Below are 12,045 nucleotides of genomic sequence, written 5' to 3' on the forward strand. Positions count from 1 at the left end.
GACCCTTCTCCGATCCCCCGGGACTTTACAAATCTAGCTTTCAGTGTAACCCATGAGGGTCTGCGCTGAAGGGCCTCGGCGGCGACAGCGGAAACCAGGTCTCGGGCTTGTGAAAGGCCCAGCGCCAGGCGGAGATTCGCGGAATCCACCCGGGAACGTTGCGGCGATACTCGACGTATTCGGCGCCGTAGCGCTGTCGCAGATGCGGCTCTCCCCAAAATCGGATGGCAACCACCTGGACCGCCCAGAAGGTGGCAAACCACCGCAGCAACCAACCCGACGCGGCCAGAGCCGCCTCACCGAGCAGGATGCACAGCACGCTGCTGATCATCGGGTTGCGCACGTGCCGATACGGGCCGCCCACCACCAGCTTCACCGGCCCCCCGAGCGTGTTGCCCACCCGGTCGAAAAGGGCCACCGTCCAGACCACTAGGCCGATGCCGACGGCGATCAACAGGACACCGACCGTCGCCAGCCCGGCGGCCACCGGCGACTGGAGATCCGGTGCCCGTACCCCCAACCCGACCACGATCAGCGCCGGTATCACCAGGGTCATGGTCACCGGAGCGATCAGGATCGAAATCAGGTGCCGCCACCAAGGTTTTCTTTCGCACGTAGTCGTCACGATACTTCAACCTCCGTTCAAGAATGCGCGTACGCCGCGGCCTCGGGATCATCAACGGGTGTTGAAGTATGCTCGCCGGCATGGCAGAAGCCCGGCGCAGCGGCCGGTGGCGCACTGGCCAGCAGAGCAAGCAGCGCATCATTGCCGCCGCCCGCGAACGTTTCATGCGCGACGGCTACGAGCGGGCCACCGTCCGGGCGATTGCCGGCGACGCCGGGGTGGACGTCGCAATGGTCTACTACTTCTTCGGCAACAAGGAAGGGTTGTTCACCGTGTCGGCGCTGACCGGTCCCGAGCACCCACTGCACCAACTGGGCACTCTGCTGGACGAGCGGATCGACGAGATCGGCCCGCGGCTGGTCCGCCACTTCCTGGAGCACTGGGACGAAGGTGCGGAGTTCGAGCCGCTGCTGACGCTGTGGCGTTCGGCCGCGATCCAGCCTCAGGCGCGAAAGATCTTGCACGACAGCCTCGCCGGCCCGATCGCCGAGCGGCTCGCGGCCGAGTTCGGCGTCACCGACGCCCAGTTGCGGGTCGAGCTGGTGGCCAGCCATCTGGCGGAGTTGGCGTTCGCGCGCTACCAGCTGCGGATCGAACCGATCGCGTCGACCGGCGTCGAGGAACTGGTCGCCTGGCTGGGACCGACCGTGCAGCGCTACCTTACCGATGAGGCCCCGTAAGTACCCCGAGCAGACGCAAAATCCCCCGACACGCCGAGCGTGCGGGCGATTTTGCGTCTGCTGGCGGGCTCAGGTGCCGGTCCAGCGCGGCGGGCGTTTCTCGGCGAACGCGACCGCGCCTTCCCTGGCGTCGTTGGACATGAAGACCGGACCCAAGATCTTCATCTGCTCGGCGAATCGATTGTCCAGGCTCCAGCCGCGCGATTCGGTGATGATCCGCTTGGTGGCGGCCACCGCGAGCGGCCCGTTGGCGGTGATCTTCTCGGCCAGCGCAATAGCCGCCTCGAGCGCATGACCCGGCTCGGCCAAGACGTTGACCAGACCCAGCTCGTGGGCGCGTACGGCGGGCAGGTTGTCACCGGTGAGCGCCAGCTCCATGGCGATCGCGTACGGAATGCGCTCCGGCAGCCGCAGCAGCCCCCCGCCGCCGGCAACCAGACCACGTTTGACCTCCGGAATGCCGAACGCCGAATCCCGGGCGGCCACAATAAGATCGGTGGCCAGTGCCAGCTCGGTGCCGCCGGCCAACGCGTAGCCCTCCACCGCAGCGATGAGTGGCTTGGCGGGCGGACGTTCGGTGAAGCCCAAGCCGCGGCCTGCAACGACGACGTTCTCGCCGCGGGCGAACGCCTTGAGATCCATTCCCGCGCAGAACGAACCGTCCGCACCCGTGAGAATGCCCACCGAGAGACCGGCGTCGGAATCGAGGCGATCCGTCGCGTCGGCCAGACCCCGACTGACCGCGGCGTTGACAGCGTTCTTCGCCTTGGGCCGGTTGATCGTGATGATCAAGATCCGATCGCGCTGTTCGACAAGGACTTCGGGTTCGGTGGTGCCGGGTTCTTCGCTCACAGTGGTTCGCAGCTCCTTCTGATGTGGATCACGCTGTGCCCGATCACGCCTGGGCCAGCGCCAACTCGACGACCGTCAACTCTGCGGAAAGACCAGCAGCTCTTCGTATTTCAATGAAATCCGCGATCATGGCCTCAGTCACCTCGTGCGGGTCCTTGAGGGTGGCGCCGTCGGTCAGCACCGAGATGTTCAGCTGGTCGACATAGCTCCACACGGTGATGTTCAGGCCGCTGCCCGCGGTCAACGGACCCACCGAGTAGATCTCGGTCACCAGCGCGCCGCCCACCCTGCCGCGTTCCCGCGGGCCGGGAACGTTCGAGATATTCAGGTTGAGGATCTTGTTCTGCCCGTCGCGACCGGACATCCACCGGAACATCGCCTCGGCACCGGCCGGTGGAAAGTAGGCCGCCCAGCGGCTGATCAGCTCCGGTCCCAGCAGCTGGTGACTTTCCTTGGCGGACAGCGCATTATCGTGGCAGCCCTGCACCCTTTCCAGCGGGTCGTCACAGTCGGTCGGCAGCGCCACCAACATGCCGCTGAAGTGATTTCCCGAGATCCGCTCCGGTGAGAAGTCGTAGCTCACCGGGACCGAAGCCAGCAAGGGTTCGGCCGTGCCGTCGTAGCGCAGCAGCAGCCTGCGCAGCGCTCCGGTGGACATCGCCAGCACCATGTCGTTGATCGTCGCCCCCAGCTTCTTACCCGTCGCCTTCACATCGACCAGCGCCAGGGTGGCGGTGGCGAACCTGCGCTCCGGGGTGAGCTTGTGGTTCATAAAGGTCGGCGGCGGGGTGAACGGCCGGGTCAGTTCGGGAGAGAGCTTGCGCGCGCTGCGCCGCACCCGGGCCAGACCCTGCGCGGTATACCGCATGGTCGCGGGGATCCGCCCCAGGTGGCGCAGGTGGTCGACGAACGCCGAACTCATCAACTCCGGCTTGCTGGGGGCCGGGTCCGACAGATACGGGTTACCTTCCGGTCCCGGCAGCAGATCCATGCCGCGCGCCATCAGGTTGGCCGAGGCGACCCCGTCGGCCAGCGCGTGGTGGATCTTGGCGACCACCGCCACCCGGTGATTGGCAAGGCCCTCAACGAAATACATCTCCCACAGCGGGTAGCTGCGGTCCAGCGGGGTGCTGGCGATCTGGCCGATCGCCTCGTCCAATTCGCGCCGACCGCCCGGCGCGGGCAACTTCCAAGGCCGGATGTGGTAGTTGAGATCGACCTCGCAGTGCTCACGCCACATCGGATGGTGGAACTTGAGCGGAACGTCGACCAGCTGATAGCCCAACGGCTCCAGCTTGCCCATGCGCCCGCCGATGACTTCGCGAAAGGCGTCGATACCGAACGGGCGACTGTCCGGGTCGAGCTCGATCACCGCGACCTTGATGGTGTGCATGTGCACATTCGGTGTTTCGCTGTAGAGCAGTACCGCGTCCCAGCCGCTGAGCCGTTTCACCGCAGCCCCCTGGTCATAGCGCGACTTTACAACCGGCGCAATCGGCCGGTGCCTAGATGACCTCTTTTGCGAACTGATTCCGGGTGCGGTGAACGTGGTTGAGGAACAGCGAGATCGCGTGCGTGGTCGGGCCGGTGCGAGCGCCGTCGAGCAGGTCGAAACCGTGGCCGGCCCCGGGCAACTCCACGTAGGCCACCAGCGACCGCGACGCCGCGCGTAGCCGCTCGACGAAGCTGCGCGCCTGCGCCACCGGGATGACCCCGTCGCGGCTGCCGTGAATCACCAGGAACGGTGGCGCATTGGTGTGCACCCGGGCTATCGGCGATGCGTCCCGGAATACGTGCGGGTGGCGGGTGATTCTGCGCTTGACCACGACCCGCTCCAAGAAGTCGACGAACCGCACCCGCTCCGGGGTGGAGCGGTCCTGCCAGTCGTAGCGACCGTAGATCCCGACCGCGGCGTCGACCGAGGTGTCGGAGCCGTCCGGCAACTCGCCCTGGTAGCCGGGGTCGTTGGCGGTGAGCCCGGCCAACGCGGACAGGTGCCCGCCGGCCGAGCAGCCCGCTATCGCGATGAAGTCGCGGTCGCCGCCGAATTTGTCGACGTTGGCCCGCGCCCAGGCAATGGCGGCCTTGACGTCTTGGATGTGGCGCGGCCAGCGGTGGTGCGGTGCAACGCGGTAGTCGATGGACAGGCACACCCAGCCCCGTTCCGCCATGCGCGACAACAGCGCATACCCCTGGATGGTGCGGCTGCCGTGTATCCAGGCGCCGCCCGGGACGAACAGCAGCACCGGCGCGGGATGGGTGGGCAGTTCCTTGCGGCGCCACACGTCGAGCAACTGCGCCGGGCTGTCGCCGTAATGGACGCCACGGCGGTGCAGGTAGCGTCGGTGCCGCAGGACTTCGCAGACCGGCGGGGTGCGCTGCGGCGCCGGCCATTCGAGGTCCAGGTCGGCGGCCGCCACGATGCCGCGCAGCGCCGCGGCCGAAACCTCGTTCGTGCTGGCGCGGTCGCGACGGCGGAGGCCGCTGGTTCCCAGGGTGAGCCAGTCCCTGGCCCTGGTGGACACGAATTCCGGTGCATGACGGGCACCCCAGACGCTCATCGCGGTGACACTGCCCAGCGGCTCGAGGTGCTTGCCGACCACCGGAAGCGAAGCGCCGGCGACGCTCAATGCCAGCAGATAGTCGCCCGGGCGGGCCCGCAGCAACCATTTGACCTGGGACATCATTGTCGGGATTGTCGGGCCGCTCGCCGTCATGGGGGGAGCGTACCCCGCCAGGTTCGCGCTAACCACGATCACGTCGCGGTGGTTTTGCGCCGTGCTGTGGGCTGCTTATGCGCCACGGCACGGCGGACGGCGTAGACGACGGCACTGACACCGAACATCCCCGCGGTCAGCAACAGCCACCTGCCGAGAAACGGCTGCTGTGTCTGTCCGGTCGCCGCCAGGTAGGTCGGTGCACCCTGTTCGATGATGCCGGGCAGGAAGATCAGCAGGGTCAGCCCGGCTCCCAGCGCCGGGATGCGAATGTGGTTGCGCGCGCTGATTTCTGGCTGCGAGCGGCCGGGCCGACGCCCAGGCGCCGGCAGGACGCGGTCGGCCAGCGCGCATAGCGGGAAGAGCAGCAGGTCGTGCCCGATCACCGCGGCGGCGAACCAGACGGCAATCGACTGCCACCAGGTGTCGGGGTTCCACAGCGTGGCGGGCTTGAAGGTGGCCAGAAGGTAGCCGAGCAGCGCGAAGCCGGACAGCATCGTCAGCAGGTGCAGCGGATGCGCACCGTAGTAGCGAACGAACCGCGTTGCCGTTCTTAGCATTTCAGCTCGGCTCGAATTCGATGGCGGCGACCCATTTGGTGTTGTGCACACCCGGCAGCGCGGGAACGATGATGCGGGCCGGATAGCCGTGGTCGAGTGGCAACTCTGCGCCGTTGACCCGCAGCGCCAGCAGCGCATCAGGATCGGAGATCTGGTTGGCCTGCAGGCGCGCCACGCCGAATGCGCCGCCGCGCTGCAGCGATACCACTCGCGCCGAGCGTGGTGCCGCTACCCCGGCCATTCGGGCCAGGTCGGCCAGCCGAACCCCGGTCCAGGTCTGCACGGTCGACCAGCCTTCCACGCAGGCGATCGGCAGCCTGGCGGTGCGCTGCGGCAGTCCGGCCAGGGCGGCACGATCCAGCACCACCTCCGCCGGACCGCCGCGCAGCACCAGCCGCCAGCTTTCGCCGACGGTGTCGGGCGAGATCCCGGCGGCTGCGGCGGTCTTGTTGACCGGGAAATCTCGACCCCGCCCGCGCGGCAAGAGCAGTGCGACGCTGCGCGCGGGCCCGCCAAGGGTCTGCCCGACGGTCAGCACCGCGATCAGCAGCACCCCGGAACCGACCAGGACCAGGGCGCCGCGCCTGCTCACCGTCGGCTCGGCCGGGTCGGCGGCCACCAGCCCGTCGGGATCCGGCGGTTCGGGCCGGGTGTCGGTTACGTTGGTGCGCAGCACTTCTCGCATCGACAGCGACCGTAGCCCGGTGATCATGCGTGGAGTCTTGAGCGCGATGTGCATCAGGAAGCCGGCGATGAAAACCCAGGCCCCAAAATAGTGTCCGGTGTAGAAGCTGAATCCGAAGATGTAGTCGTACTGGATGTTGAGCACCCCGGTGACGATCTCGAACAACACCCCGCCGACCAGCATCAACAACGACACCCGTTCCAGCAGTTGGGCCATCGATCGCGCGGGCGGCCACACGAATAGTTTCGGGATCACCGACCACAGCTTGGCCAACACCACCGGGATGATCAGCAGACCCAGCCCGACATGGACACCCTGGGTCAGCCGGTACAGCCACGACGGACGGGTGGGCCAGGCGAACCCGGGCAGCCGCAGCCAGCCGACGTCGCCGGGGATCGCCTGACCGAACTGCGGTGCATAGGCGATATAGGACAGCAGCCCGGTGATGACCACGATCGGCAACGTCACCAACAGCACCAGTCCGAATACCGAGGTCAGCCACGGTCCGCGCAACGGGCTCCGAAAACGGTTCAACCGTTGCACACCCGGTGGTGGATGACGCTGCAGGGCGCGCCACAGGCCGGCGGGAAAGCCGACGGCACCGCTTACCGGGCCGCCAAGGTGGCGATCACCCGCCCACCGATCAGCCGCACGCCGGTCAGGGTGAGACCCACCCGCGCGGCCAGTGTGGCGGCGCTGTCCACGCCAACCGATGCCCATCGAAACCACGGCCCGACCTCCCGCGCTGACTCTAGGCGAACCCAGCGTGCGACGATACCGATGGCCTGCGCGTCAAACTCGGCCACGCAGCACCCGTCGTGGCACAACAATTCGGCGGCCCGGCCCAGGATCCGCAGCGGGTCCCCGCCGAGGCCGACATTTCCATCCACCAGCAGGACCGTCTGCCAGCAGCCCATGCCGGGCAGCGGCTCGAACACATCGCCCACGATGGCCGGAGCGCCTCCCTGACCGGCCAGCCGGATCGCCGTCGCGGATCGGTCGATGCCAAGCGCGGGTATGCCCCGCTGCACCAGCCTTGCCACCAGGCGCGCGGGTCCGCAGCCCAATTCGATGGTGGGCCCACTGCACAACTGCGCCACCGCCTCGTCGAAGGCCTCGTCGCAGGACTCGTCGCCGGGGGTGATCCGCCCGGCTGAATGACCGGTCAACCACCGGTGGGTCGGCAGCAGACGCAGCTCGCCGTCGTCGTGACGGATCCAGCACGGTTCGCCGTCGAGCGCACGGTCGTACAGCTGCCCCAGCATTTCCACGCCTCCCGCACGGGCCCAATCGGGCCGAGCCGCAACGACCGCATCACGCGCCGGCAGGAACCACATGCGCCAGCACCTCCATCGGTACCCGGTTCCTCGGTCGGCTACACCAGAGAATGCCAAGAGCGACGGCTTGCCGGTCCGAACGGTCAACAAGAACTCAGCGTTTGGTAGAAACTGCGCCGCCACGTCGCGCCCGGCGACCGGGCACATACTGGGTGGGTGCGCGCCAACGTTGACGTCGTCCATCCGGATCTGCGCCGAACCGCCCGCTTCGCACCACGACGACTAGTCGGTCCCAGGACATTGCCGGTAATCCGGGCGCTGATCGCCCTGACCAGCCGCGGGACGTCCAGCGATGTCGAGGTGATCACGCTGGGTTCGGGTGCCGGTGTACGGCTCTACCAGGGCGTCGGCGTTACTGAGCCGCGACCGGCACTGCTGTGGATTCACGGTGGCGGATATGTGCTGGGCAAGGCCGCGCAGGATGACCGGCTGTGCCGCCGGTTCACCCGGGCGCTGGGCATCACGGTCGCCTCGGTGGAATACCGGCTGGCACCTGAGCACCCCTACCCAGCGCCGCTGGAAGACTGCTACTCGGCGCTATGCTGGCTGGCCGCGCTGCCCGCGGTGGACCCGGACCGGATCGCTATCGGCGGCGCCAGCGCGGGCGGCGGTCTTGCCGCGGCGCTGGCCCTACTGGCGCGCGACCGCGGCGAAATCGCGCCGGCATTTCAGCTGTTGAGCTACCCGATGCTCGATGACCGCAGTTCTGCGACAGCCGCCAACCCGCGCTATCGGTTGTGGGATGCCCGCGCCAATCGGTTCGGTTGGGCGGCGTATCTCGGCGATGCAGACCCCCGGGTGGCCGTCCCGGGCAGACGTGCGGACCTGCGCGGCCTGGCGCCGGCGTGGATCGGCGTCGGCACCCACGACCTGTTTCACGATGAGGATCTCGGCTATGCCCGACGGTTGGAAGACGCCGGGGTGCCCTGCCAGGTCGACCTGGTGCCGGGCGCGTTCCACGGCTTCGACCTGGTAGCACCGAAAGCCCCGGTGTCACAGCGATTCTTCACCACGCAGTGCGATGTGCTACGGGCGGCGGTGACGGCGGCGGGTTGATCCGCGAACGTTGCGTTACGCTCGCGGGCGATCGGGGCCGCTGGTGTAGGCGATCTCGCCGCCGATGATGGTTGCGGTCACCAGGGCGGCGTCCAGTGCAGTCAACACCACCGCGGGCGGCTGCGAAAGCACACACAGGTCCCCGGGTTGCCCCGCCGCAACCGTACGCACCCGCCCGGGCTCATCTGGGTGGCCCAGAAACATCGTCAAGGCCGTTCGCGCCGAGACGCATTCATCGGGGTTGAGCACCGCCCCGCCTGATGTGGCGCGATGCACCGCGGCGCGGATGGCCGCCCACGGGTCACCGTGACCGAACGGCATATCGGTCGACAGTGCCACCGGCACTTGTGCTTTCAGCAGCGACACGACTCGCCAGAGCTGATGATGGTCGACGGCCGGGATCTCGGCAAGGTACTGATCACCGCGCTCGGCAACGAAATTGGGCTGCGTCACCACGGTCACCCCGAGATCGCACAGGTCACCCACATTGTCGTCGGGCACCACGGCGGCGTGCTCGATCCGATCGAGCGGATGGCTGCCAGCGGCGCGCAACGCCGCGATGGTCACCACCAGCTGAGCCGCGGTCACGCAGTGCACGGCCACCGGGCGGCCGGCCTGGTGGCGGCCGGCGATCCAGGCTGTCAGGGCGTCCAGATCCAGCCGGTCGTCGTGCAGGATCTTCTTGCCCGGCGCCAAAAATCGCAGCCGGGGCCGGAATTCGCCGCGGCGATGCGCCAGTAGCAACGACTCCAGGTCGTCGGCACCGAGATCCGGGGTAGCGTCGGTGACTCCGGTGACGCCCATCGAGGTGAGCCGGTCGCTCAGCCGCGCAAGGTCGGGTTCGCGCCGTGGCAACCCGTCAGACCAGCCGGAATCGGCGCTGGGCAGCCGACCATCGGGGTGGCCGGCCAGGCCGACGCGGGCCAGTGCCGCGGAGTTGAGGATCCACAGGGCCCCACTGCGATGCTGGATGCGCAGCGGAATATCGGGCACCAGCGCATCGAGCACGTCACGGTCCAACCGCCCGGCGACGGACTCGTGATAGCCGATCGCGCGGATCCACCCGTCGGAGCTCGGCCTGGCCCGCGAAAGATACTGGGCCAGAGCATCTTTGGTGTAAACAGCGGGCGGCCCGACGAGTAGCGAATCCAGAGCCGCGGCCGCCGAGCGCAGGTGCACATGGTGGTCGTGCAGGCCGGGCAGCACCGTCCCGCCGGCTGCGTCGAGAACCCGTTCGCCCGGCGCCGGGACCAAGCCGTCGCCGACCTCGTCGATCACAGCGCCCACCCGGATGTCGGCTCTCCTCCCGTCCAGTAATGTGGCCCGCCGAATCAGCATGGCAGCGAGCGTCTTTGCCCGACGAGGCGGCGGACGGCGTCGTTGTCGGCGCCGAGTTCGGCGGCAGCTCCGCACGGCGGCGGCGGCGACGGTGGCAGCGCCGGGTATATCGATGTCGATGCCGTCAGTGGTAGTGCCGCATAGCTGGCGGCGACGGCTGCCAGGGATACGTCGATGAGTTCGCCGCCGCCGCGGCCCAGCGATTCGGTGATCGCCTGGCTCGCCTCGACCCCGGCCAGCGGGTCGGCGATGGCGTCGCCGCAGAACACCGGCCCGGCTGCGGCGGATCCGACCAGGCCACCGGCCACGGCGGCGTCGTCACCGAACGCCGGCCGTCCGGACTGGTCGCCATAGCCGGTGATGCGCAACCAGATTCGCCCGGGCTGCGGCGCAATGTGGTCGGGCCCGAGCCGGCGTCGTGCCAACGCGGCTGGCCGCGAACCCTCGATCACGATGTCCGCGACGGTCAACAGCTGCCGCAACTCGTCGGCCTGTTCGTCGAAATCGAGGCAATACGAAAGCTTTTCACCGTTGATCCAGTCGAAGAAGGAGCGGTCGCCGGCGCGGGTGCCGTCGGGGCGGCGGGGGCTTTCGATTTTCACGACGGTCGCGCCCGCTCGGGCCAGCAGGTGCCCGCAGAGCGGACCGGCCCACATCGACGACAGGTCGACGACGAGCAGGCCGGCCGGCTCACGCACCGCTGCGCGCGGCCCGATGCGACGAATCCGCGGCGGTGCGGGCGCCACCTCGCCGAGTGCCGCGGCGGGGATGTCGAGGAGCTGGGTCCGCTCGAGGATCGTGGACACGCACGACGTCGCGGCCCACCGCTGGATGGCGGGCCAGGGGTCTTCGGGCAGCCGATCGACCTGCAGCAGCGCGGGAACGGCGGCGGCGTCGTCGGGGCGCGATACAGTGATCGCGAGCCAGCCGTCGGCGGCCGCGAGCAACCGGGTGGCTCCGCCGGCCGACACCCGGCCCCGGCGGATCAGACCCAGCAACCCGGCCCGCCCGGTCAGCAGCGTGGCCGCATCGGCGGTGATCGTCTCGGCGCGGCTCAGCACGTTGGCGCGGGAGAAGTCGGGCGGCCCGCCGGGCAAACCGGTCAAATAGGCCAGCCCGCTCCTCCCCCACCTGGCCAGGGTGCAGCTCACCCAGCCGAGCGTAACGCTCGCGCGGCGGCTCAGAACTGCAGCGCGGTGAACCGCCAGTCCAGCACCTGCCGGTCCGGCTCGGCTGCGTCGCTGACGGCGTAGACCAGCGACCGCAGCCCCAGCACGCCGCCGTTCCCGGTGGCCTGGGCGGACTCGACGTGCAGCTCGCTGTAGAGGGTGTCACCCTCGCGCACCGGCCCGGTGTGGTCGCAGTGTTCCCAGCCGAGCACCGTCACCAGGTTCGGCAGCAATCGGCAGGCCTGCGCGAACGCCAGCCCGATGGTGTGCCCACCGTAGACCAGACGTTGTCCACCTACCCGCGAATCATGGTGTGTTGCAGCGATATTCAGGGTGAGCCGGGCCAGCTCGGGGGCGCTGCTGACCAAATCGGCGGTGCTGTGCAGGACCGAACCCGCAATGCCGGCGTCGAAGTGCGGACCGGGCACCCGCCGCCGGAACACCTCGGCGTCCCAGCCGCTGGCGGGGTCGACGGCCGGTCCGGTCACGCCGGCGCCGATGCTGGACAAGTCATTGTCGGGGGTGCCGTCAGGCCGCCAATCCGGGCCGGCCGGCAGCATGGCGCACCGGTAGAAGTCGAGTACCAACCGATCGGCCTGGTCGACGGTCGTCATCCGCAGCGCCGCCAGTCCCGTTGGGGCACGGCCCGGTTTGGCCGTGTTGGCGCGCAACCCGACCACTTCGGTGCGGGTGTAGACGGTGTCGCCGATCACCGGGAATCGGTGAAACGTCAGCCCACGGTAGAACAGGTTGGCTTTGACCCGCTGGGTCACCAGGGTCGACTGCCCGATCGCCACGTTGCAGACCAGGCCCGGGTGCGCCAGCGGGCCTGGCTCGCCGGTCACCGCCGCGCACAGCTCCGCATCCAGGGCCAGCCGCAGCCGGTCGCTCACGATCGCCTGATGGGCCGCGGCCAGCCCCGGCGACAGCGTCATCGCCGGCGCCCAGTCGAATGTCTGGCCCACCGAGAGGTCGTCGAAGAAGGGCCCGCCCTGGCGGATGTCCGCGTATGTCACAACGCCACAT

Annotated in this window: 12 protein-coding genes; 2 read left to right on the forward strand and 10 right to left on the reverse strand. The window is 68.6% G+C overall.

Translation table 11 applies throughout. From position 1 onward, the window contains the following. Positions 1 to 40: 40 nt before the first annotated feature. A complete protein-coding gene (locus CDN38_RS12040) occupies positions 41 to 625 on the reverse strand; it encodes a methyltransferase family protein (RefSeq protein ID WP_233026852.1) in 585 nt (194 codons plus the stop codon). Between the two features lie 80 nt (positions 626 to 705). On the opposite strand from CDN38_RS12040, the gene CDN38_RS12045 reads away from it, so the two are divergent. Then, positions 706 to 1,305 (forward strand): TetR/AcrR family transcriptional regulator, encoded by a 600-nt coding sequence (locus CDN38_RS12045; protein WP_075512584.1) that lies wholly within the window; start codon positions 706 to 708, stop codon positions 1,303 to 1,305. Between the two features lie 69 nt (positions 1,306 to 1,374). Here the strand turns inward: CDN38_RS12045 and CDN38_RS12050 are convergent, their stop codons facing one another. From CDN38_RS12050 to CDN38_RS12075, 6 genes are read right to left on the reverse strand one after another with little or no spacing between them, the layout of a single operon-like run. Beyond that, the gene (locus CDN38_RS12050; protein ID WP_075512472.1) at positions 1,375 to 2,157 is read right to left on the reverse strand and encodes a crotonase/enoyl-CoA hydratase family protein; all 783 of its coding nucleotides are present in this window, start codon (positions 2,155 to 2,157) and stop codon (positions 1,375 to 1,377) included. A 43-nt stretch (positions 2,158 to 2,200) separates the two neighbouring features. Next, positions 2,201 to 3,610 carry a WS/DGAT/MGAT family O-acyltransferase gene (locus CDN38_RS12055; RefSeq protein WP_075512473.1) on the reverse strand — a complete coding sequence of 470 codons (1,410 nt, stop codon included), beginning with the start codon at positions 3,608 to 3,610 and terminating at the stop codon, positions 2,201 to 2,203. A gap of 52 nt (positions 3,611 to 3,662) precedes the next feature. Next, a complete protein-coding gene (locus CDN38_RS12060) occupies positions 3,663 to 4,874 on the reverse strand; it encodes an alpha/beta hydrolase (RefSeq protein ID WP_075512474.1) in 1,212 nt (403 codons plus the stop codon). Positions 4,875 to 4,912: 38 nt separating this feature from the next. After that, the gene (locus CDN38_RS12065) at positions 4,913 to 5,434 is read right to left on the reverse strand and encodes a hypothetical protein (protein ID WP_075512475.1); all 522 of its coding nucleotides are present in this window, start codon (positions 5,432 to 5,434) and stop codon (positions 4,913 to 4,915) included. A gap of 1 nt (position 5,435) precedes the next feature. Then, positions 5,436 to 6,698, reverse strand: coding sequence for a molybdopterin-dependent oxidoreductase (locus CDN38_RS12070; RefSeq protein ID WP_075512585.1), 1,263 nt, complete (start codon positions 6,696 to 6,698; stop codon positions 5,436 to 5,438). Between the two features lie 26 nt (positions 6,699 to 6,724). Next, the gene (locus CDN38_RS12075) at positions 6,725 to 7,384 is read right to left on the reverse strand and encodes a class I SAM-dependent methyltransferase (protein ID WP_075512586.1); all 660 of its coding nucleotides are present in this window, start codon (positions 7,382 to 7,384) and stop codon (positions 6,725 to 6,727) included. 228 nt (positions 7,385 to 7,612) lie between these two features. On the opposite strand from CDN38_RS12075, the gene CDN38_RS12080 reads away from it, so the two are divergent. Next, on the forward strand, positions 7,613 to 8,512 hold the full coding sequence (locus tag CDN38_RS12080; RefSeq protein ID WP_075512476.1) for an alpha/beta hydrolase: 900 nt from the start codon (positions 7,613 to 7,615) through the stop codon (positions 8,510 to 8,512). A 15-nt stretch (positions 8,513 to 8,527) separates the two neighbouring features. Here the strand turns inward: CDN38_RS12080 and CDN38_RS12085 are convergent, their stop codons facing one another. The 3 genes from CDN38_RS12085 to CDN38_RS12095 are packed head-to-tail and all read right to left on the reverse strand — an operon-like array spanning position 8,528 to position 12,035. Further along, positions 8,528 to 9,850, reverse strand: a complete 1,323-nt coding sequence (locus tag CDN38_RS12085) for an amidohydrolase family protein (protein ID WP_099318979.1) — start codon at positions 9,848 to 9,850, stop codon at positions 8,528 to 8,530. Then, entirely contained in the window at positions 9,844 to 11,001 is a 1,158-nt protein-coding gene (locus CDN38_RS12090; protein WP_099318980.1) for a CoA transferase, read from the reverse strand. The genes CDN38_RS12085 and CDN38_RS12090 overlap by 7 nt, the downstream gene beginning before the upstream one ends. 29 nt (positions 11,002 to 11,030) lie before the next feature. Further along, entirely contained in the window at positions 11,031 to 12,035 is a 1,005-nt protein-coding gene (locus tag CDN38_RS12095) for a MaoC family dehydratase (protein ID WP_075512479.1), read from the reverse strand. Positions 12,036 to 12,045 lie beyond the last annotated feature (10 nt).

Origin of the sequence: Mycobacterium ostraviense (assembly GCF_002705925.1) — a bacterium.
GTDB lineage: Bacteria > Actinomycetota > Actinomycetes > Mycobacteriales > Mycobacteriaceae > Mycobacterium > Mycobacterium ostraviense.

What these genes read in the sequence shown, in the direction of transcription:
- CDN38_RS12045 (WP_075512584.1), top strand. Translation starts at nt 706, where the DNA reads ATGGCAGAAGCCCGGCGCAGCGGCCGGTGGCGCACTGGCCAGCAGAGC.
- CDN38_RS12060 (WP_075512474.1), bottom strand. Translation starts at nt 4,874, where the DNA reads ATGACGGCGAGCGGCCCGACAATCCCGACAATGATGTCCCAGGTCAAA.
- CDN38_RS12065 (WP_075512475.1), bottom strand. Translation starts at nt 5,434, where the DNA reads ATGCTAAGAACGGCAACGCGGTTCGTTCGCTACTACGGTGCGCATCCG.
- CDN38_RS12075 (WP_075512586.1), bottom strand. Translation starts at nt 7,384, where the DNA reads ATGCTGGGGCAGCTGTACGACCGTGCGCTCGACGGCGAACCGTGCTGG.
- CDN38_RS12085 (WP_099318979.1), bottom strand. Translation starts at nt 9,850, where the DNA reads ATGCTGATTCGGCGGGCCACATTACTGGACGGGAGGAGAGCCGACATC.